Source organism: Mangrovicoccus sp. HB161399 (assembly GCF_013184745.1).
Classification (GTDB): Bacteria; Pseudomonadota; Alphaproteobacteria; order Rhodobacterales; family Rhodobacteraceae; genus Mangrovicoccus.
Genome location: NZ_JAATVU010000029.1, coordinates 38,172 through 57,385, shown reverse-complemented (window position 1 = coordinate 57,385; position 19,214 = coordinate 38,172). Strand labels below are relative to the sequence as shown.

Genomic DNA, 19,214 nt, shown 5'->3' with positions numbered 1-19,214 from the left:
CGTCTCCGAGCAGGTCGTCAATTGGCTAGGGTCACGGGCTTGGATCGGGGCGCAGAGGCCCCGTCATAGCCCGGCAAGTACCGTGCAGCGCTGGCCGAAGAAGCGCCACGGCAGGCGCCGCCGGTCCGCGATATCCGTGATCGGTGTCATGCCGCATCCTCTAGCCGGCGCGCCCCGGCGCTGCAAGAGAGCGCGGCAGCCCGCGCGCAGGGCGCCAATCTCGTGCCGTTGCGCTGCGCCGCGTTTACAGAACCCGCCGGGCCGGATAAGTCGGCAGAATGACCAGTTCCCATCTCCGCCGCGTCTTCGCCGGACTCGCCCTGCTCTGCACGCTCACGGCCTGCGCGCCGAAGCCTTGGGACGATCCGATCCAGGTCACCCAGCTCGTGCGGCTGGACCCGAAGGATTTTCGCGTCCGCACCAGCATTCCCGCGGGTCTCGGCGAGACCGGGGAGGCCTATTTCCGCTGGGCGATCGTCACCCATACCTCGGAGACAGAGACGGTCGAGGACATGGAGTTGGTCCGCGAAGGCGAGCCGATGCCCAAGGCCGACGGCACGACCGAGGTCACCTACCGGCTGGTTCCGTCGCAGTACAAGGCGTTCCAGACCCAGCAGATCCGCCAGCGCGCGCAGCTGCTCGCGGGCTACTACTATCTCGGCGTCGCGGTCATTCCCGACCTCTGCCGGATGGCCGGCACCGACTCGAAGCGCGACTACGTGATCTCGGTGCTGTTCGACGGCAAGACCGGCGAGACCATCACCACCTTCCGCATCGACACGCCCGCCTCGTCGATCCAGCCGCAGGTCGGGTTCTGTGTCTGAGCGCCGCCGGGGCGCGTTCGCGCTTCTCGGCGCGGCGCTGCTGGCGGGGGCCTGCGCCGCCCCCTCTGCACAGGACGAGGCGCTGGCCCAGCTGTTCTGGACCTCGCCGCGCAACCTGGAGGCCGAGACCCGGCTGCCCGCCGGGCTTGGAACGTCCGGGCCGATCCAGCTGGTCATGGTGCTGAGGGAAAGCCAGGGCAGCGCCGCGCGCAGCGAGAGCTTCACCCTCGCCCCGGTCAGCGGCGGAACCGGCGCCCACCGGCTGAAGAGCGGCGACTACCGGCGCTTCGCCCAGTTCCAGAACCGGGTGGTGGCCAGCATCGGCTCGCAGGCCCAGGTCAAGGTCGAGCTCAAGGTCCCGTATTGCCGCAAGCCGGGCGAATCCCCCGGCAGCAGCGCGCCCGTGGTCGAGCTCTCGGACCTGCGCGACGGCACCGTGCTGATGTCCAGCCCGGCCCCTGTCTCGGCCAGGGCGATGCATGCCAAGCTCCCGGCCTGCAACTGATTCGCCGGATTCCGTGCGCTCCGGGCCACGATTCCGCGATGCAGCGCCGATCCATTGAGGCTTTCCGGTTTTTTTGCTATCCTGAATGGGTCATGAGCGTCGTATTTCCGCAGACGCGTTTCGAAGGAGGACAATGTCCTGTCTCTTAGCTCTGAGGTGGCGGCAATGACCGCCGCATCTGCAACGCCCCTGCCCGGGGCATCCGAGGACCCGTCCGGCGACAGTATGCTGGAAAATATCCTCGACTCCCTGAACTCCGACAAGGCCGAGGACGTGGTGACGATCGATCTCCGCGGACGTTCCGAAATGGCCGATCACATGGTGATCGCGTCCGGACGCTCCTCCCGCCAGGTCGCGGCGCTGGCCGAGAAGCTGGCCGAGCGGGTCAAGGCCTTCTCGGGTTCCAGCTGCAAGATCGAGGGCAAGGACCACGGCGATTGGGTGCTGATCGATGCGGGCGACGTGATCGTCCATATCTTCCGCCCCGAAGTGCGCGAGTTCTACCAGCTCGAGAAGATGTGGATGCCCGCGGGGTCCGTCCGGGCCTGATCCATGCGCATCCAAATCTGCGCCGTCGGCCGCCTCAGGGGCGGACCGGAAGCGGCGCTGATCGACGACTATCTCACCCGGTTCGCAAGGACCGGGCGCGCCTTATCGCTCGGCCCCGCTGACATCCGCGAGGTCGAGGCCAAGAAGGGCGGGCAGGAGGAAGAGACGCGCCTCCTGCTGAAAGGCGTGCCCGACGGCGCGAAGCTGGTCGCGCTGGACGAGCGCGGGCGGGTGATGACCTCGCCGGATTTCGCCGCGCAGCTGGCACGGTGGCGCGACGACGGCATCGGCGAGACCGTCTTCGCCATCGGCGGCGCCGACGGCCATTCCGGCGGGCTGAGGCAGCGCGCCGACCTGCTGCTGAGCTTCGGATCGATGGTCTGGCCCCACATGCTGGCCCGCGCCATGCTGGCCGAACAGCTCTACCGCGCGGCGACGATCCTCGCCGGATCCCCCTACCACAAGGCCTGAGTCGCCCGGCATGCCGGAACTGCGGGCCCGCGCCATCGGGTCTTGGTCCTAGGCCGCGGGCATCCCGTACGACCAATGTTCAATTTCAAGGCGAACCGTTCCGGGTGATTTCTGGTGCCAACCAGAATGACGGCGCCGGCCCCCGTGCGCTGCAACACCGGAGGAGACCCATGAACCGTTTCACGCTCGCCGTCTGCGCGGCGCTCATTGCCACGTCGGCCCACGCCCAGGTGACCGACGAGGACCTGGCAAACGACCAGTCGGACACCAGCCAGGTGGTCACCAACGGCATGGGGCGCGACCTGCAGCGCTACAGCCCGCTCGAGATCCTCAACAAGGACAACGTCAAGAACCTGGTCCCCGCCTGGGCCTTCTCCATGGGCGGCGAGAAGCAGCGCGGCCAGGAAGCGCAGCCGATCGTCTATGACGGCATCATCTACGTCACCGGATCGTATTCCCGCCTCTTCGCCATCGACGCGATGACCGGCAAGGAAGTCTGGCAGTACGACGCCCGCCTGCCCGAGGGCATCCTGCCCTGCTGCGACGTGATCAACCGCGGCGCCGCGATCTACGGCGACAAGATCTTCTTCGGCACGCTGGATGCCCGCCTGGTCGCGCTCGACCGCAAGACCGGCGACGTCGTCTGGAACAAGAAGATGGAGAACTACAAGGAAGGCTATTCCTACACCGCGGCGCCGATGATCGTCGACGGCAAGGTGATCGTCGGCAATTCGGGCGGCGAATTCGGCGTGGTCGGCGCGGTGTCGGCCTATGACGCAGAGACCGGCGACATGCTGTGGAAGCGCCCGACCATCGAGGGCCACATGGGCGAGCTGAACGGCGAGCCCTCCACCATGACCGGCGAGATGAACAAGACTTGGCCGGGCGACATGTGGAAGACCGGCGGCGGCGCGACCTGGCTGGGCGGCTCGTATGACGCCGAGACCGACACGCTGGTCTTCGGCGCGGGCAACCCCGCGCCCTGGAACAGCCACCTGCGCGGCGCGGGCGAGCCCAATGACGACAATTCCGGCGACAACCTCTATGCCGCCAGCCGCCTCGGCATCGATCCGGCCACCGGCGAGATCAAGTGGCACTTCCAGACCACCCCGCGCGAGGGCTGGGACTTCGACGGCGTGAACGAGGTCGTGGCCTTCACCGACCGCGACGGCAACAAGCGCTTCGGCACCGCCGACCGCAACGGCTTCTTCTACGTGCTGAACCGCGAGGACGGCGCCTTCGTCACCGCGCATCCCTTCGTGAAGGAGATCACCTGGGCCGAGGGCATCGACGAGACCGGGCGGCCCATCTACAACGAGGCCAACCGTCCCGGCAATCCGCTGGCCGCGGCCGACGGCGAGAAGGGCGAGACCATCTTCTCGGTGCCGTCCTTCCTGGGCGGCAAGAACTGGATGCCGATGTCCTTCAGCCAGAAGACCGGCAATTTCTACGTGCCCTCGAACGAGTGGGGCATGGACATCTGGAACGAGCCGATCAGCTACAAGAAGGGCGCGGCCTATCTGGGCGCAGGCTTCACGATCAAGCCGCTCTACGAAGACTATATCGGCGCGCTCAAGGCGCTGGATCCGATGACCGGCGAGATCAAGTGGGAGTACCACAACGAGGCCCCGCTCTGGGCCGGCGTGATGTCGACCGCGGGCGGCCTGGTCTTCACCGGCAATCCCGAAGGCGAGTTCCTGGCGCTGGACGACGAGACCGGCGAGGTCCTGTGGTCGTTCCAGACCGGTTCGGGCATCGTCGGCCAGCCGATCACCTGGGAACAGGACGGCGAGCAGTATGTCTCGATCCTGTCGGGCTGGGGCGGCGCGGTTCCGCTCTGGGGCGGCGAAGTGGCCAGCAAGGTCAACTACCTGAACCAGGGCGCGATGCTCTGGACCTTCCGCCTGCCCAAGCAGCTCGCCTCCGCCGAGTGACCGAAGCTCCCCGGGCGCCCTCCCGCGCCCGCATTCGACGCGCCGGATCCCCTCCGGCGCGTCTTTTCGTGTCCGGCGCCCGGACGGAAAACGCCCCGCCGGTCTCCCGGCGGGGCGTCCGTTCCGCCTGCAGATGCCCGGCTCAGTGCCCGGTCAGCACCAGGGTCTGCACCGGCAGGAGCAGCGCCTGCATCCTGAGGATCGCGGCATGGACCACGCCGACCGTGTCGATCACGTGCAGCCACAGGTACTTCGCAGTGCTCAGATCCTCATGGGCCAGACGGTCATGGTTCGAGGTATAGGCATTGCCCGCGCATTTGCTGCCCGGCGGAATCGGCTTCACCTGTTCCGGCCAGAGCGGCTCCATGAAGACGGTGAGCGTTCCCGGCGCCGCCCGGCTGGTCACGTCCACCAGCTGGTCGGAGGGACGGAACTGGCCGGCGGAAATCACGTCCTGCACCTCGGTCACCACCATCGGCACCACGTCGAACGGGTTCGACACGCAGACGATCTCGGCCAGCATGCCGGGCTTGATCACTTGAGCGGTGATCTGGTTGAAGCCGGCCGCGTAGCGCAGGCCGTAATTCTCGTTCGCCACCAGGATGCCCGCAGGGCGCAGCATCGGGCTGACGAAATCGCCGACCGCCAGGGCGAACTGCTCGACGATCCCCTGGATGCCGGCATAGATGACGGTCTTGTCCAGATCCGCCTGGGCGCTGGCCAGCGCCGCCGCCGCCGCGTCGCGCTGCGCGGGCAGCAGCGTCGTGACCTTGGCCTCGACTGCGTCGCGGTTCGACGTCGCCGCATCCAGCGCGCCCTGCCGCTGGTTCACCGTGTTCTCCAGGCGCTCGACATCCCGCTCGCTGACCGCGTTGGACCCGCGGTCCAGCAGGGTCTGGCGGGTCTCGAGCTCGTCGGTTGCCTGCTTCAGCGCGCCCTGCGCGCCGGAGACCTGCCCCTCGGCCGCCGCGATTTCCGAGGCGCCGACCGCGATGGCGGCCTCGACCTCGGCCAGCTGCGACCGTGCTGCCTCGACCGCGGCCTTCTGGCGGCTGTCATCGAGCCGGAAGAGCGGCTGGCCCGGCTCCACCACGTCGAAATTCTTCACCATGATTTCGGTCACGCGGCCGGGGCTCTCCGGCAGGATGGTGACCGTGCGGTAGAAGGACGTGATGTTGGTCGTCGCCGGGTGGTAGTAGAAGATCACCGTGATCAGCGAGATCGTCAGCACGGCGCAGGACACGATGCCGTAGCGCAGCTCGAACCACATCGAATAGAGGTTGATCTCCTTGCCGATGCGCTTCCCCTGCCCGTAGCGGCGGTAGAGGTAGTCCGGCAGGATCGTCAGCATCGAGCAGAACATGAACTCAAACATGGTGCGCGGTCTCCTCGGCCGGCTTCTCTTCCGGCGCGGGCTCCGGCTCGCTGGCCAGGCGGCGCAGCGACCGGGCCATCGAGTTCAGCGGGGTGACGAAATCCGGCGGGTTGATCGCCGCGATGATGATGGCGATCACCCAGAAGATGTTGCTGTGCGTCAGCAGCGCGATCAGCGTCAGGATGCCGATCAGCTGCAGCTGCGTGTGGTTCACCTGGTGCGCCATCCGGTCGGGGATGGAATGCAGGTGCAGGTAGAACACGCCGATGCCGAGAACCGCCACGATCACGAAGACGGTGATGACCGTGAACAGCGTGTCCGTCTGTCCCGGTCCTGTGATGAAGAATGGCAGGTGCTCCGGCACCAGCCCATTCGCAGCGTCAGCCATGCGGGTCCTCCTTGCTTGCTCCGCCCGGTCCGCCTGCCCTGTACGCGGCCGGGCCCGGTTTCGTTGCCCTGGCTCCGGCCTAGCACAAACTCGGGTGGCTGGTTACCGGAAGATGTCGCAGGAAAGGCCGCATCGCAGGCCAATGCCGCGGAGCAGCAACACCGCGGCTCCGCAGCCGGCATGACGAATCACCCTAGGGAAGCCGACCCGAAACGCCCACTTTATGATCTGAAATCTCCGATTTGATCATATATTGCGCACATTTCCCTCTGCTTCCGGAAATTGCGCCTTGGGGCGGTGACCGGCGGGCCATTCAGGCTCCGCCACTCATGCCGCGCCGCAGCGAGCCCCGCGGCGATGCGGTTTTTCCGGGCCAGCCATAGGCAAAGCGCCGCGCGCCTTCGCAGGTGCAGCAAGGGCGGCGACGCCGGAGGCGCCGCGCCCTGCCGCGGGACCCATTCCCTTCCTGCAAATCACCGGGCAGCCGCATCCAGGAATTGCATGGCTGCGGCGGCGGACGGCCCGGCCTGAGACCCGCCGGAGATGACCGCGGCCGGAGGGATGGCCGCTTTCCCTTGGGGCATAAATAATTGATTTTCATATTTCCGTTACACGCACACTTGGCCGGCGGCGGCCAGCCACGGACGCGCCGGGGCCCAGCGTTGGTCCGGGTGCGGCACCACTCGCGCGGCGCTGCAAGCCGTGGGGCAGGTGCGCGTCCAACCGGCCCAGCGGTCACGTCGAGGCCTGTTGGCGCCCGGCTTTCCGCCGCTCCCGGTGCAGGCGGAAAACCGGGCGCCCGACATGGCGGAAACAGCCCGGAACCGCCGTTGCTGCAATGCAGCGTGGCAATCTGCCACGACACTGCGACCGATGTTGTAATTCTCCGGAAAGGGTCAGTCCTCCACCCTTATCCCATGACCAAGATCAGTGCCATTGTTGCCCCCGCCCTCGCCCTGCTGACGGCTGCCGTGCCAGCTGTATCAGCAGAACTGACCCTTTTACGAAGCTTTTCCTATTCCGGACCTTCCGGGCTGACCTATGACGCCCGGTACTGCGGAATTTGGGTAGCAAGCGAGTCCCGCCATGTCGTGCTCATCTCCCCTTGGGGCGACGAGATCATGAGCTTCGAGGCCAATCTCAGCCGCGTCGACGCGATCGCGATCGACGGCGACGACCTGGTGCTGTCGGACGGCAACGGCCTGTACCAGCGGGTCGACCGCGGCGGCCAGCCCCATGGCGAGCCGTTCCGGCTGGCCAGCATCCTGATGGATACCGACGGGCTCTATGTCGACCACGATACCGGCGACTACTGGGTTGCCGATGACAGCATCGCCCAGCTGGTGCGCGTCAGCTCCGACGGAACCGTGATGCAGCGCGTCGACGGCGCCTCTCAGGCCTCGCCGCTGATGGAGCCGCAGGGCATCACCCGCGACCCGCGCTCCGGCCATTTCCTTGTGGTGGACGATGCCGACGCATCCGACAGCCTCTTCGAGTTCAACGCCCAGGGCCAGCTGCTCGACGTGATCCCGCTGGCGATGGGCGGCTACGATGCCGAGGGCATCACCATCCAGCCCGACACCAACACGGTCTTCATCGCCTATGACGACGGCGACATGATCACGGCCTTCACCTACGAGCCGACCGGCGACGACGACATCCCGCCGATGGCCGCCTCGGCCGACGATCCGGGCGGCTGCGTGCTGTCGGGACTGCCGGCCCTCGGGCTGCCGCGGGGCTAGGGAGAAACCGACCGCTCCAGCTCCCGGTACTGGCCGAGAAGCTCGGCCCAGACCAGAAGCGCTTCGCGGGTGTGGCGGGAGGACCGCACCCGGATCTTGGTCCAGAGCGAAGTGCCTTCGTCGCCCTCCTTCCGGATCGCGGCCACGTACTGGCCGCGGACGCCCAGCCGCCGGCATTGCAGCGCGATCCGCGGCAGATGGTAGGCCTGGCTGACCAGCTGCACGCTGCGCGGCTCCGCCCGGGCCGCTTCGCTCACGCAGGTATCCGGGGTCGACAGCGCTTCGCCGTCGACCTCGATCCGCGCCTCGGGCACGCCCCTTTCCAGCAGGTAGTCCTTCATGATCGACGCCGCGCGTTCCGCGTTCGAGACGACGATCACTCCGGTCTTTCCCGCGTCGAGCAGCGCGATCCCGGTCTCCAGCCGTTCGGCATGCAGCGGCGATATCGCGCCGTCGCGCACCAGGGCGCCGAAAACCAGCGCCGCCTCAGCCGGCCGCGCGGTCTCCACGGTCTCGATCGGCACCGTCAGCCAGAGCCAGACGAGCGGCCCGAAGACCACCGCCACCCCCGCCCCGAGGACCGCCAGCACGCAGCGCATGGAACTTCCTTCATTGCCAACTGCCCGAGACTTAGGCGATTGCCCGCCCCGCGTCCATCGCCCGGCCGGGGCAGTTTTTGCTTTTCATTCGCCGGTCAGGCGCTATAACGCCGGGCATGGCACACCGCGCACAGATCCTGTCCCTGGCTCTCCTTCTCCTTACGCGCCTCTGAGCGTGCCATTCGGCGCGACCGCTCAGGGGTATCCGCCGCGCCACACTCACCCAACGGAAAAGAGATCGCGTCCACCGAGGCGCAAGACAGGACAAGACCCATGACCGAACAGCCCCGCGTGCTGATTTTCGACACGACCCTGCGCGACGGCGAACAGAGCCCCGGCGCAACCATGACCCATGCCGAGAAGCTGGAGATCGCCGCGCTGCTCGACGAGATGGGCGTGGACATCATCGAGGCCGGCTTCCCGATTGCCTCCGAGGGCGACTTCGCGGCGGTCAGCGAGATCGCGAAGAACTCCGTCAATTCGGTGATCTGCGGCCTGGCGCGCGCCAACTACAAGGATATCGACCGCTGCTGGGAGGCCGTGAAGCACGCCCGCCAGCCGCGCATCCACACCTTCATCGGCACCTCGCCGCTGCACCGCGACATCACCCAGCTGTCGCAGGACGCGATGGCCGAGAAGATCCACGAGACCGTCACCCATGCGCGCAACCTCTGCGACAACGTCCAGTGGTCGCCGATGGACGCGATCCGCACAGAGCATGACTACCTGAAGAAGGTCGTCGAGATCGCCATCAAGGCCGGCGCCACCACGATCAACATCCCCGACACCGTCGGCTACACGATCCCGCGCGAGAGCGCCAAGATCATCGAGATGCTGATCAACGAGGTGCCGGGCGCCGACGGCGTGATCTTCGCCACGCATTGCCACAACGACCTGGGCATGGCGACGGCGAACTCGCTGGCTGCCGTCGAGGCCGGCGCGCGCCAGATCGAATGCACGATCAACGGCCTGGGCGAACGCGCGGGCAACACCGCGCTGGAAGAGGTCGTCATGGCGCTGAAGGTGCGCAACGACGTCATGCCCTTCCGCACCGGCATCGACACGACCAAGATCATGAAGGCCTCGCGGCTGGTCTCGACCGTCTCGGGCTTCCCGGTGCAGTACAACAAGGCCGTGGTCGGCAAGAACGCCTTCGCGCATGAGTCCGGCATCCACCAGGACGGCATGCTGAAGAATGCCGAGACCTTCGAGATCATGCGCCCCGCGGATGTCGGCCTGACCGACACCAACCTGGTCATGGGCAAGCATTCCGGCCGCGCCGCGCTGCGCCAGAAGCTGAAGGACCTGGGCTACGACCTGGCCGACAACCAGCTGCAGGACGTTTTCGTCCGCTTCAAGGCGCTGGCCGACCGCAAGAAGGAAGTCTATGACGACGACCTGGTCGCGCTGATGCGCGACACCGTGGCGGGCGAGGATCTGGACCGCATCCAGGTCAAGTTCCTGCGCGTGATCTGCGGCACCGAGGCGCCGCAATCGGCCGACCTGATCCTGACCATCGACGGCAAGGACCAGCAGGTCACCGCCCAGGGCGACGGTCCGGTGGATGCCGCCTTCAACGCAGTGAAGAAGCTGGTGCCGCACAACGCGCGGCTGCAGCTCTACCAGGTGCATGCCGTGACCGAAGGCACCGACGCGCAGGCGACGGTGTCGGTGCGGATGGAAGAGGACGGGCGCATCGTCACCGGCCAGAGCGCGGATACCGACACGGTGGTCGCCTCCTGCAAGGCCTATGTCGGCGCGCTGAACCGGCTGCTGGTCAAGCGCGACGCCGGCCGTCCGGTCAGCTACAAGGATGTCGGCTGAGGCGCCCGCCTCGCCGGCCATTCCCGATGAGCGGAACTTACACGCCCCGGGCCGGACAGGCCTGGGATGCGGCGGGCTATGCGCATCACGCAGGCTTCGTCGCCGAGCGCGGCTCGGACATCTTCGCGGCCCTCGCCCCCAGGCCGGGCGAGGCCATTCTCGACCTGGGCTGCGGCGACGGCGTGCTGACGGCGCGCCTCGCCGGGGCCGGGGCCGTGGCCACCGGGCTGGAGCCCGACCCGTCGATGGCGGCCGCGGCACGCGCGAAGGGCCTTGCGGTGCTGGAGCAGGATGCGCGGCAGCCCTTCGGCGAGGCTGCCTTCGACGCGGTGTTCTCGAATGCGGCGCTGCACTGGATCCGCGATCCGGAACCGGTGCTGGCAAATGCATTCGCCGCGCTGAAGCCCGGCGGGCGCTTCGTCGCCGAGCAGGGCGGCTTCGGCAATGTCGCGGCGATCCGCGTGGCGCTGGCCGCCGCGCTGGAGGCGCAGGGGCTGGGCCCGGCGGCTGAGCCCTGGGACTTCCCGACGCCCGCGGTGCAGGCCGCGCGCCTGGAAAGGGCGGGATTCCGGGTGGCGCGGATCGGGCTGGTGCCGCGCTCCACGCCGCTGCCGACCGGCTGGGAGGGCTGGCTGGCCACGTTCGGCGGGCCGTTCCTGGGCGAGCTGTCCGAGACGGCGGCGCGGGCGGTCGCCGCCGATTGCGCCCGCAGGCTTTCCGGCCTCACCGACGAGACCAGCACTGCCCATGCCGATTACGTGCGGCTGCGCTTCGAGGCCTTCCGGCCCTGAGCCCCCGGCGCGTGGCCCCCTCACCCCGGCCCTCTCCCCCGCGGGGGAGAGGGAGCCGGCCCGGTCAGGGCATGTAGCCTTCGATCCCGGCGAAATCGACCTGTCCGAAAAGCGGCAGCATGGTCTCGACCGGAGCGCCCTCGGCCTGGACCAGGAAGCGGTTGGCCACCAGCGCCATCAGCGATCCGTCCATCTCGACCGCCTTGATGTCACCAAGGCGGTGCAGCTTGCCGCCCGAGGACGAGAGCATCATCGGATTGGCCAGCATCGGCGACATCGCCATCAGCATCGGGCTGTCGGCCATCACCGAGATCGAGAAGGTCGCGCCGGGCGAGGCATAGGTCGCCTCCACCCCCGTTCCGCCGCCCATCATCGCCATCGCCCCGGCCATTTCGGTGCTGGTCTCGCGGGTCCAGCCTTCGGGCGCGGGCGGCAGGAAGGCCGCCAGCCCGTCGGCCCGCATCGCCTGCAGGAGGCCCATCGCGTAGGTCAGCTCGTCCATCGCCGCCCCGGCATCCCCGGCGTCATAGGCCTTGCGCGCGGCGTCGATCGCATCGGTCACTTCGTCGCCCATGGCCGCCGCCGGCAGCAGCGCCACGAGCCCCGCCCGGATCAGCACAGTCATCATCTCGCGGTCTCCTCGGTCATCCGGCCCGACCCTAGCGCCGCCGCCACGGCTGCCCAAGCAGGGATTTCCGCAATGTCCACGCCCTGCTGCCGCTTCCGCGGGCGGAGATCGGCGGAACATCGCCCAGCCGCCGCCGAGGGAAAGGGGGACCGGCGCGCATCTGCCCCTTTCGCCTTTGCGCGCCCCTCCGTATAAGGCCGCGAAGTCCGCGCGTTCCGACTCAGCGGACCTGCAATGCATACACGGGCAGCACACAGGACCTCTGCGCATGGGACTTTTCGGCGGACTGTTTTCGTCTGACATGGCGATCGACCTCGGCACGGCCAATACGCTGGTCTACGTGAAGGGGCGCGGCGTCATCCTGAACGAACCCTCCGTGGTCGCCTATCACGTCAAGGACGGCGTGAAGAAGGTGCTGGCCTATGGCGAGGACGCGAAGCTGATGCTGGGCCGCACCCCCGGCTCGATCGAGGCGATCCGGCCGATGCGCGAGGGCGTGATCGCGGATTTCGACGTCGCCGAGGAGATGATCAAGCATTTCATCCGCAAGGTGCACCGCCGCACGACCTTCTCCAAGCCGAAGATCATCGTCTGCGTGCCGCATGGCGCCACTCCGGTGGAGAAGCGCGCGATCCGCCAGTCGGTGCTGTCGGCCGGCGCGCGCCGCGCGGGCCTGATCGCCGAGCCGATCTCGGCCGCGATCGGCGCGGGCATGCCGATCACCGACCCGACCGGCAACATGGTGGTCGACATCGGCGGCGGGACGACCGAAGTGGCCGTGCTGTCCCTGGGCGACATCGTCTATGCCCGCTCGGTCCGCGTCGGCGGCGACCGCATGGACGAGGCGATCATCAGCTACCTGCGGCGCCAGCACAACCTGCTGATCGGCGAGGCCACGGCGGAGCGGATCAAGACGACGATCGGCACCGCGCGCATGCCCGATGACGGGCGCGGCGCGTCGATGCAGATCCGCGGCCGCGACCTGCTGAACGGCGTGCCGAAGGAAATCGAGATCACCCAGGCCCAGGTGGCCGAGGCGCTGGCCGAGCCGGTGCAGCAGATCACCGAGGCGGTGATGAGCGCGCTGGAAGCCACCCCGCCGGACCTGGCCGCCGACATCGTCGACCGCGGCGTAATGCTCACGGGCGGCGGCGCGCTGCTGGGCGACCTGGACATGGCGCTGCGCGAGCAGACCGGCTTGGCCGTCTCGGTGGCCGAGGAGTCGCTCAATTGCGTGGCGCTCGGCACCGGCAAGGCGCTGGAATACGAGAACCTGCTGCGCCACGTCATCGATTACGACAGCTGACCGCGGTAACCTGACCGCGTCAGGCTTCGGTCGAGAGGTCCGGATTGCCACAGGACAAGGACAGCAGCGCCCCCTATACCCGCCCGATCCGGCGCATCCTGGTCGGGATCCTGATCCTGTGCCTGCTGGGGATCTTCCTGTTCTGGCGGATCGACAGCCCGCGCGCCGAGCGCCTGCGCATGGCGGTGATCGACGAGCTGGCGCCGCGCTTCGCCTGGGTGACCGCGCCGGTGACCTGGGCGGGCAAGATCGCCGAGGACTTCCAGTCCTACAACCGGCTCTGGGAGCAGAACCAGCAACTGCGCCGCGAACTCCAGCAGATGAAGGCCTGGAAGGAGGCGGCGCTCCAGCTCGAGCAGAAGAACGCCAAGCTGCTGGACCTCAACAACGTGCGGCTCGATCCCAAGCTGACCTATGTCAGCGGCACGGTTCTGGCCGACTCGGGCTCGCCCTTCCGCCAGTCGGTGCTGATCAATATCGGCGCGCATGACCGCATCCGCGACGGCTGGGCCGTGATGGACGGGCTGGGCGTGGTCGGCCGCATCTCCGGCGTCGCGCAGAACACCTCGCGGGTGCTGCTGCTGACCGACTCGAACTCGGCCGTGCCGGTGACCATCCAGCCCTCCGGGCAGAAGGCGCTGCTGCAGGGCGACAACACGGTCGCGCCCTTCATCGAATTCCTCGAAAGCGCCGAGCTGGTGCGGCCGGGCGACCGGGTGGTGACGTCCGGCGCGGGCGGCGTGCTGCCGCCGGGACTGCTGGTCGGCCAGGTGGCCCAGACCCCGGACGGGCGGCTGCGTGTGCGGCTGGCGGCGGATTACTCGCGGCTCGAGGTGCTGCAGGTGCTGCGCACGCCCGAACGCGAGAAGATCGACGATGCCGGCCGGCTGATCGAGCCCAACCCGATGCTCGCCGCGCCGGAGATGCAGGGCCCGGACCTGCCCGATGGCTAGGTCGCGCGGGCTCCGGCTCTGGCTTGCGCATGCCGCCTATGCGGGGGCCGCGCTGGGGCTGATGGCGGTGCTGCTGATGCCGCTCTGGATCCCGCCCGGGGGGCTGCCCGGACCCGACCTGCTGACCGGGCTGACCTTTGCCTGGGTGCTGCGCCGTCCCGAGCAGGTGCCGGTCCTGCTGATCGCCGCGGTGATGCTGACCGCCGACCTGATGCTGCAGCGCCCGCCCGGGCTCTGGGCGGCGCTGGCGCTGGCGGCGTCCGAAGTGCTGCGCAGCCGGCGCCGCACCGCGCGGCCGCTGTCCTTCGCGATGGAATGGGCGCTGGTGGCGCTGCTGATCTCGGCGATGGCTCTGGCCGACTGGGTGCTGCTGACCGTCACGCTGGCCAGCCATGCGCCGCTGGCGCACATGCTGGCGGCGACAGCGGTCACCATCGCGGCATATCCCCTTCCCGCGCTTGCCCTGCGGCTTGCCGGGATCCGCCGCCTCGACTACCCTCAAGGGGTGATCCGAAGGACCCGGACATGAAGCGTTCCGAAAAAGATGTCGAGAAAAGCGCGGGGATGATCACCCGCCGCGGCCTTGTCCTCGGCGGGCTGCAGGTCGCGATGATGGGCGCGCTGGGGCTGCGCCTGCGCCACATGCAGGTCGAGCAGGCCGACGAGTACCGCATGCTGGCCGAGGAAAACCGCATCAACGTGCGGCTGCTGGCGCCGCAGCGCGGGCTGATCTTCGACCGCCAGGGCCGCCCGGTCGCCGAGAACGACCAGAACTACCGCGTGGTGATCGTGCGCGAGGATGCCGGCGATGTCGCCGCGGTGCTGGAGCGGCTGTCCGAGCTGATCCCGCTGTCGCCCGAGGATATCGAGCGCACGCTGCGCGAGGTCGGCCGCCGCTCCGCCTTCGTGCCGGTGACGGTCAAGGACCAGCTGCCCTGGGAGGATCTCGCGCGGGTGGCGATCAACGCGCCCGCCCTGCCCGGCGTCCGGCCGGAGGTCGGCCAGACCCGCAACTATCCGCTGGGCCAGGATTTCGCCCATGTCACCGGCTATGTCGGCCCGGTCAGCGACTACGACCTGTCCAAGATGGAAGACCCCGATCCGCTGATGCAGATCCCGAAGTTCCAGATCGGCAAGTCGGGCGTCGAGGCGCGGATGGAAGAGGTGCTGCGCGGCAAGGCAGGCAACAGCCAGATCGAGGTCAACGCCGTCGGCCGGGTGATGCGCGAGCTGTCCCGCACCGAGGGCGCGTCCGGCAAGAACCTGCAGCTGACCATCGATGCCGGGCTGCAGAACTTCACACAGGCGCGGCTCGACGGCGAAAGCTCGGGCGTGGTGGTGGTCGACACCACCAACGGCGACATCGTTGCCGCGGTCTCCTCGCCCAGCTTCGACCCGAACCTGTTCGTCCGCGGCATCTCGGTGGCCGACTACAAGGCGCTGACCGGCAACAAGTACCGGCCGCTGGCCTCGAAGACCGTGCAGGGCACCTATCCGCCCGGCTCGACCTTCAAGATGGTCGTCGGGCTCGCCGCGCTGGAGGCCGGTGTGATCACGCCCGAAAGCACCGAATGGTGCCCGGGCTACCTGGAGACCGGCGGCCGCCGCTTCCACTGCTGGAAGCATGGCGGCCACGGCACGGTGAACCTCAATGCCTCGCTGCAGCAGAGCTGCGACGTCTACTACTACAACGTAGCGCAGAAGGTCGGGATCGACCGCATTTCCGCCATGGCGCAGCGGCTGGGCCTCGGAACCCGCTTCGACCTGCCGCTTTCCGCGGTCTCCGAGGGCATCGCGCCCAACAAGGACTGGAAGCGAAAGAGCTACGGCCAGGACTGGCAGATCGGCGACACGGTGAACGCCTCGATCGGCCAGGGCTACGTGCTGGCCTCGCCGCTGCAGCTCGCGGTGATGACGGCGCGGATCGCCAGCGGCAACGCGGTGGTGCCGCGGCTGATCAAGACCATCGACGGGGTCGAGCAGCCGGTCAGCGCCGAGCCGCTGGGCCTGAATCCGCGCCACCTGCGCGCGGTGCAGGGCGGGATGGACGCGGTCAGCAACTCCAACCGCGGCACCGGCTACCGCAGCCGGGTCGTGGATGACGCCATGAAGATCGCCGGCAAGTCCGGCACCAGCCAGGTCCGCAACATCACCAAGGCCGAGCGCGCCCGCGGCGTGACCCGCAACGACCAGCTGCCCTGGGAACGGCGCGACCACGCGCTGTTCGTCGCCTACGGCCCGGTGCCGTCGCCGCGCTATGCGGTGGCAGTGATCGTGGAGCATGGCGGCGGCGGCTCCTCGGCCGCGGCGCCGATCGCGCGCGACGTGCTGCTGGCGGCGATGTCGGGCGGCGTGCCGCCGCTCTCGGCCTATCCGTCCTCGCAGCGCGACGAGGTGGCCGCGCGCTTCGAGGCCATGCCGATGCGCGACCAGTTCCGGACCGGCAAGGGAAAGAGCCGGGCATGAGCTATCTCGAATACGCGGTGAAGACGGTGCCTTCGGGCATCCGCAAGGTGCTATATCTCAACTGGCCGCTGGTCTTCCTGCTCAGCGCGATCTGCTCGGTCGGCTTCCTGATGCTCTATTCCGTGGCCGGAGGCTCGCCACAGCCCTGGATGGAACCGCAGATGGAGCGCTTCGCCGCCGGGATGGCCGCGATGTTCGCCGTCGCGATGGTGCCGATCTGGTTCTGGCGCAACGTCTCCTTCGTCGCCTACGCGGTGGCGCTGCTCCTGCTGGTGGCGGTGGAGATCATGGGCGAAATCGGCATGGGCGCGCAGCGCTGGATCGATCTCGGCTTCTTCCAGCTCCAGCCCTCCGAACTGATGAAGATCGCGCTGATCATGGTGCTGGCGGCCTATTACGACTGGCTCGACGTCGACAAGGTCAGCCGGCCGCTGTGGATGCTGCCGCCGATCCTGCTGATCCTGGTGCCGACCGCGCTGGTGCTGAAGCAGCCCGACTTGGGCACCGCGATCCTGCTTCTGGCGGGCGGCGGCTTCATCATGTGGCTGGCGGGCGTCCACTGGGCCTACTTCCTGGCGGTGATCGCCTCGGGCGCGTCGCTGGTCTATGCCGTCATGGCCTCGCGCGGCACCGACTGGCAGCTGATCAAGGACTACCAGTTCCGCCGCATCGACACCTTCCTCGACCCGACCACCGATCCGCTGGGCGCGGGGTACCACATCACCCAGGCGACGATCGCGCTCGGCTCGGGCGGCTGGACCGGCCGCGGCTTCATGCAGGGGACGCAGTCGCGGCTGAACTTCCTGCCCGAGAAGCATACCGACTTCATCTTCACCACCCTGGCCGAGGAATTCGGCTTCGTCGGGGCCTCGTCGCTGCTGGGTCTCTACGCGCTGGTGCTGGTCTTCTGCTACGTCTCCGCGCTGGCCAACCGCGACCGCTTCTCGTCGCTCTTGATCCTCGGGATCGCGGCGACCTTCTTCCTGTTCTTCTCCGTCAACATGGCGATGGTCATGGGCATGGCGCCGGTGGTCGGCGTGCCCCTGCCGCTGGTCAGCTACGGCGGCTCGGCGATGATGGTGCTGCTCGGCGCCTTCGGCCTTGTCCAGAGCGCCCATGTGCACCGTCCGAGGTAATCCACCATGACTGCGAACATCTACTTCACCGGCGGCCACGAGGCCTGGCGCCGCTACAAGGGCCCGCTGCTGGTCGCCCTGAAGCAGGCGGGCGTCGCCGCAGTGCTGTCCCCAACCTGCCCCGATCCGGCCGCGGTGGACTACCTCGTCTACCTGCCCGGCACCGTGCCCGATTTCACGCCCTTTACCAACGCCAAGGCCGTGCTGAGCCTCTGGGCCGGGGTGGAGACCATCGTCGGCGACAAGACCCTGACCCAGCCGCTGGCGCGGATGGTCGATGACAGCCTGACCGAGGGCATGGTCGAATACGTCACCGGCCATGTGCTGCGCTACCATCTGGGGATCGACCGCTTCATCGGCGCCACCGGCTGGAACAAGGTCGTCCCGCCGCTGGCGCGCGACCGCAAGGTGACTGTGCTGGGGCTGGGCCAGCTCGGCACCGCCTGCGCGCAGGCGCTGGCGGGCCTGCGCTTCGACGTGGCGGGCTGGAGCCGCCGTCCGAAGGAGATCGAGGGAATCACCTGCCTCTCCGGCGCGGACGGACTGGACGAAGCGCTGGCGCGGGCCGAGATCCTGGTGCTGCTGCTGCCGCGCACGCCCGAGACCGAGAACATCGTGAATGCCGCAACCCTGGCGCGGATGCCGCAGGGCGCGGCGGTCATCAATCCCGGCCGCGGCGCGCTGGTCGACGAGGCGGCACTGCTGGCCTCGCTGGATGCCGGCCATCTGGGCCATGCCACACTGGACGTGTTCCGCACCGAGCCGCTGCCCGCGGAGCACCCGTTCTGGGCGCATCCCAAGGTCACGGTGACGCCGCATATCGCTGCGGAAACGCGAGCGGCCTCGGCCTCGCGGGTGATCGCGGAGAACGTCAGGCGCTGCGAGTCGGGCCTTCCGCTGCTCAATCTCGTCGACCGGGCGGCGGGCTACTGACCTGCCCGAAAGGCGCAGTCGGCACGGCGCGCGTTTTTGTGGTACCCTAAAGGAAACTATCTGCAGAGGAGGCCCGGCAAGGTGAAGAAGAACCCGTTCATGAGCGCCTGGCTCAGCGACTACCACCGCACCGCCCGTGCCGCGCAGGAGGATTGGGCGAAGGAAGTCACGCGCCAGCAGCAGGCGATGATGAAGACCTGCCAGGCGCAATGGACCGAGGCCGTGAATTCCGGCACGGAGGCCTGGATCGACATGTGGATGCCCTGGGCTTCGGGGAAGAGCTCCCCGAAGCGGCGGCGCTGAGCGCTACTTGAGGTATTGCGAGATCACGCCGAGGGCCGCGGCCACGATCATGGTGTCGCGCATCACCCGGTAGAGCTGGTCGCCCTGGCGGACATAGATCTGCCCGTCCGGCGGCCGCGGCAGGCGGTAGTCGTGCCAGTCGATCCGGTCGCCGTGGATCTTCTTGTACTGGCCCGGCGGCATGTTGCCCGGCTTCTTGTCCAGCCCCGGCGGCACGAAGTTGCCGTTTCCGTTGCCATGGCCGTTGCCGTTCCCGGCGAGCCAGTAGCGGCCGTCGCGGTCGTCATGGGAGCGTTCGTGATGGCCATCGCCATGCTTCTTCCAGCCAGGCTTGTGCCCGTGCGGCTCGGCAAGCACCGGCGCAGCGAGGACCGCGAGGCAGAGCGTAGTGGTCACTGTCTTCTTGAGCATCGGAAGATCTCCTTTCCCCCTGTGAACCTCCGAATGCCGGAAAGGGTCCCCGATGTCGAAGAAATCTTCTCGCCGC

At 68.2% G+C, this 19,214-nt stretch carries 20 protein-coding genes; 15 read left to right on the top strand and 5 right to left on the bottom strand.

Translation table 11 applies throughout. The features are described from left to right. The first annotated feature begins 278 nt into the window (after positions 1-278). From HCC78_RS17010 to HCC78_RS16990, 5 genes are all read left to right on the top strand, one after another. Entirely contained in the window at positions 279-824 is a 546-nt protein-coding gene (locus HCC78_RS17010) for a hypothetical protein (RefSeq protein WP_172329993.1), read from the top strand. Further along, positions 817-1,329 (top strand): hypothetical protein, encoded by a 513-nt coding sequence (locus tag HCC78_RS17005; RefSeq protein ID WP_172329992.1) that lies wholly within the window; start codon positions 817-819, stop codon positions 1,327-1,329. Before HCC78_RS17010 ends, HCC78_RS17005 begins: the two co-directional genes overlap by 8 nt. A 225-nt stretch (positions 1,330-1,554) precedes the next feature. Continuing rightward, the gene (gene rsfS, locus HCC78_RS17000) at positions 1,555-1,878 is read left to right on the top strand and encodes a ribosome silencing factor (protein WP_371743852.1); all 324 of its coding nucleotides are present in this window, start codon (positions 1,555-1,557) and stop codon (positions 1,876-1,878) included. Positions 1,879-1,881: 3 nt separating this feature from the next. Next, positions 1,882-2,349 carry a 23S rRNA (pseudouridine(1915)-N(3))-methyltransferase RlmH gene (rlmH, locus tag HCC78_RS16995; protein WP_172329990.1) on the top strand — a complete coding sequence of 156 codons (468 nt, stop codon included), beginning with the start codon at positions 1,882-1,884 and terminating at the stop codon, positions 2,347-2,349. Positions 2,350-2,519: 170 nt separating this feature from the next. Next, positions 2,520-4,283 (top strand): PQQ-dependent methanol/ethanol family dehydrogenase, encoded by a 1,764-nt coding sequence (locus HCC78_RS16990; RefSeq protein WP_172329989.1) that lies wholly within the window; start codon positions 2,520-2,522, stop codon positions 4,281-4,283. Between the two features lie 142 nt (positions 4,284-4,425). Here the strand turns inward: HCC78_RS16990 and HCC78_RS16985 are convergent, their stop codons facing one another. Both HCC78_RS16985 and HCC78_RS16980 read right to left on the bottom strand, forming a co-directional pair. Beyond that, positions 4,426-5,658: an HlyD family secretion protein gene (locus tag HCC78_RS16985; RefSeq protein WP_172329988.1), complete on the bottom strand. Its 1,233-nt coding sequence runs from the start codon at positions 5,656-5,658 to the stop codon at positions 4,426-4,428. Beyond that, positions 5,651-6,046, bottom strand: a complete 396-nt coding sequence (locus HCC78_RS16980; RefSeq protein ID WP_172329987.1) for a hypothetical protein — start codon at positions 6,044-6,046, stop codon at positions 5,651-5,653. Before HCC78_RS16980 ends, HCC78_RS16985 begins: the two co-directional genes overlap by 8 nt. A 1,091-nt stretch (positions 6,047-7,137) precedes the next feature. On the opposite strand from HCC78_RS16980, the gene HCC78_RS16975 reads away from it, so the two are divergent. After that, complete coding sequence (locus HCC78_RS16975; RefSeq protein WP_172329986.1) at positions 7,138-7,788, top strand: hypothetical protein; 651 nt, start codon at positions 7,138-7,140, stop codon at positions 7,786-7,788. On the opposite strand, the gene HCC78_RS16970 is transcribed toward HCC78_RS16975, so the two are convergent. Then, positions 7,785-8,387 (bottom strand): YdcF family protein, encoded by a 603-nt coding sequence (locus tag HCC78_RS16970; RefSeq protein ID WP_172329985.1) that lies wholly within the window; start codon positions 8,385-8,387, stop codon positions 7,785-7,787. The two genes, HCC78_RS16975 and HCC78_RS16970, sit on opposite strands and share 4 nt — an antisense overlap. A gap of 273 nt (positions 8,388-8,660) precedes the next feature. Between HCC78_RS16970 and HCC78_RS16965 the strand changes: the two genes are divergently transcribed. Together HCC78_RS16965 and HCC78_RS16960 are read left to right on the top strand one after the other, a co-directional pair. Next, the gene (locus tag HCC78_RS16965; RefSeq protein WP_172329984.1) at positions 8,661-10,211 is read left to right on the top strand and encodes a 2-isopropylmalate synthase; all 1,551 of its coding nucleotides are present in this window, start codon (positions 8,661-8,663) and stop codon (positions 10,209-10,211) included. Positions 10,212-10,237: 26 nt separating this feature from the next. After that, positions 10,238-11,002, top strand: coding sequence for a class I SAM-dependent methyltransferase (locus tag HCC78_RS16960; protein WP_172329983.1), 765 nt, complete (start codon positions 10,238-10,240; stop codon positions 11,000-11,002). 64 nt (positions 11,003-11,066) lie between these two features. On the opposite strand, the gene HCC78_RS16955 is transcribed toward HCC78_RS16960, so the two are convergent. Then, positions 11,067-11,630, bottom strand: coding sequence for a hypothetical protein (locus tag HCC78_RS16955; protein ID WP_172329982.1), 564 nt, complete (start codon positions 11,628-11,630; stop codon positions 11,067-11,069). 268 nt (positions 11,631-11,898) lie between these two features. On the opposite strand from HCC78_RS16955, the gene HCC78_RS16950 reads away from it, so the two are divergent. The 7 genes from HCC78_RS16950 to HCC78_RS16920 all read left to right on the top strand — a co-directional run bounded on the left by HCC78_RS16950 (position 11,899) and on the right by HCC78_RS16920 (position 18,727). Beyond that, positions 11,899-12,936 carry a rod shape-determining protein gene (locus tag HCC78_RS16950; RefSeq protein WP_172329981.1) on the top strand — a complete coding sequence of 346 codons (1,038 nt, stop codon included), beginning with the start codon at positions 11,899-11,901 and terminating at the stop codon, positions 12,934-12,936. A gap of 44 nt (positions 12,937-12,980) precedes the next feature. After that, on the top strand, positions 12,981-13,889 hold the full coding sequence (mreC, locus tag HCC78_RS16945) for a rod shape-determining protein MreC (protein ID WP_172329980.1): 909 nt from the start codon (positions 12,981-12,983) through the stop codon (positions 13,887-13,889). Next, positions 13,882-14,418 (top strand): rod shape-determining protein MreD, encoded by a 537-nt coding sequence (locus tag HCC78_RS16940; protein WP_172329979.1) that lies wholly within the window; start codon positions 13,882-13,884, stop codon positions 14,416-14,418. The genes mreC and HCC78_RS16940 overlap by 8 nt, the downstream gene beginning before the upstream one ends. After that, positions 14,415-16,355 carry a penicillin-binding protein 2 gene (gene mrdA / locus HCC78_RS16935; RefSeq protein WP_172329978.1) on the top strand — a complete coding sequence of 647 codons (1,941 nt, stop codon included), beginning with the start codon at positions 14,415-14,417 and terminating at the stop codon, positions 16,353-16,355. The genes HCC78_RS16940 and mrdA overlap by 4 nt, the downstream gene beginning before the upstream one ends. Next, a complete protein-coding gene (rodA, locus tag HCC78_RS16930) occupies positions 16,352-17,491 on the top strand; it encodes a rod shape-determining protein RodA (protein WP_172329977.1) in 1,140 nt (379 codons plus the stop codon). Before mrdA ends, rodA begins: the two co-directional genes overlap by 4 nt. Before the next feature lie 6 nt (positions 17,492-17,497). Beyond that, on the top strand, positions 17,498-18,424 hold the full coding sequence (locus HCC78_RS16925) for a glyoxylate/hydroxypyruvate reductase A (RefSeq protein ID WP_172329976.1): 927 nt from the start codon (positions 17,498-17,500) through the stop codon (positions 18,422-18,424). A gap of 81 nt (positions 18,425-18,505) precedes the next feature. Next, positions 18,506-18,727 (top strand): hypothetical protein, encoded by a 222-nt coding sequence (locus HCC78_RS16920; RefSeq protein ID WP_172329975.1) that lies wholly within the window; start codon positions 18,506-18,508, stop codon positions 18,725-18,727. A 3-nt stretch (positions 18,728-18,730) separates the two neighbouring features. Here the strand turns inward: HCC78_RS16920 and HCC78_RS16915 are convergent, their stop codons facing one another. After that, entirely contained in the window at positions 18,731-19,138 is a 408-nt protein-coding gene (locus HCC78_RS16915) for an RcnB family protein (protein ID WP_172329974.1), read from the bottom strand. Positions 19,139-19,214: the final 76 nt, after the last annotated feature.

Excerpts from the sequence above, each read along its gene's own strand:
- HCC78_RS17010 (WP_172329993.1), top strand. The coding sequence starts at position 279 with ATGACCAGTTCCCATCTCCGCCGCGTCTTCGCCGGACTCGCCCTGCTC.
- rsfS (WP_371743852.1), top strand. The coding sequence starts at position 1,555 with ATGCTGGAAAATATCCTCGACTCCCTGAACTCCGACAAGGCCGAGGAC.
- rlmH (WP_172329990.1), top strand. The coding sequence starts at position 1,882 with ATGCGCATCCAAATCTGCGCCGTCGGCCGCCTCAGGGGCGGACCGGAA.
- HCC78_RS16990 (WP_172329989.1), top strand. The coding sequence starts at position 2,520 with ATGAACCGTTTCACGCTCGCCGTCTGCGCGGCGCTCATTGCCACGTCG.
- HCC78_RS16985 (WP_172329988.1), bottom strand. The coding sequence starts at position 5,658 with ATGTTTGAGTTCATGTTCTGCTCGATGCTGACGATCCTGCCGGACTAC.
- HCC78_RS16980 (WP_172329987.1), bottom strand. The coding sequence starts at position 6,046 with ATGGCTGACGCTGCGAATGGGCTGGTGCCGGAGCACCTGCCATTCTTC.
- HCC78_RS16970 (WP_172329985.1), bottom strand. The coding sequence starts at position 8,387 with ATGCGCTGCGTGCTGGCGGTCCTCGGGGCGGGGGTGGCGGTGGTCTTC.
- HCC78_RS16965 (WP_172329984.1), top strand. The coding sequence starts at position 8,661 with ATGACCGAACAGCCCCGCGTGCTGATTTTCGACACGACCCTGCGCGAC.
- HCC78_RS16960 (WP_172329983.1), top strand. The coding sequence starts at position 10,238 with ATGAGCGGAACTTACACGCCCCGGGCCGGACAGGCCTGGGATGCGGCG.
- HCC78_RS16955 (WP_172329982.1), bottom strand. The coding sequence starts at position 11,630 with ATGATGACTGTGCTGATCCGGGCGGGGCTCGTGGCGCTGCTGCCGGCG.
- HCC78_RS16950 (WP_172329981.1), top strand. The coding sequence starts at position 11,899 with ATGGGACTTTTCGGCGGACTGTTTTCGTCTGACATGGCGATCGACCTC.
- HCC78_RS16940 (WP_172329979.1), top strand. The coding sequence starts at position 13,882 with ATGGCTAGGTCGCGCGGGCTCCGGCTCTGGCTTGCGCATGCCGCCTAT.
- mrdA (WP_172329978.1), top strand. The coding sequence starts at position 14,415 with ATGAAGCGTTCCGAAAAAGATGTCGAGAAAAGCGCGGGGATGATCACC.
- rodA (WP_172329977.1), top strand. The coding sequence starts at position 16,352 with ATGAGCTATCTCGAATACGCGGTGAAGACGGTGCCTTCGGGCATCCGC.
- HCC78_RS16925 (WP_172329976.1), top strand. The coding sequence starts at position 17,498 with ATGACTGCGAACATCTACTTCACCGGCGGCCACGAGGCCTGGCGCCGC.
- HCC78_RS16915 (WP_172329974.1), bottom strand. The coding sequence starts at position 19,138 with ATGCTCAAGAAGACAGTGACCACTACGCTCTGCCTCGCGGTCCTCGCT.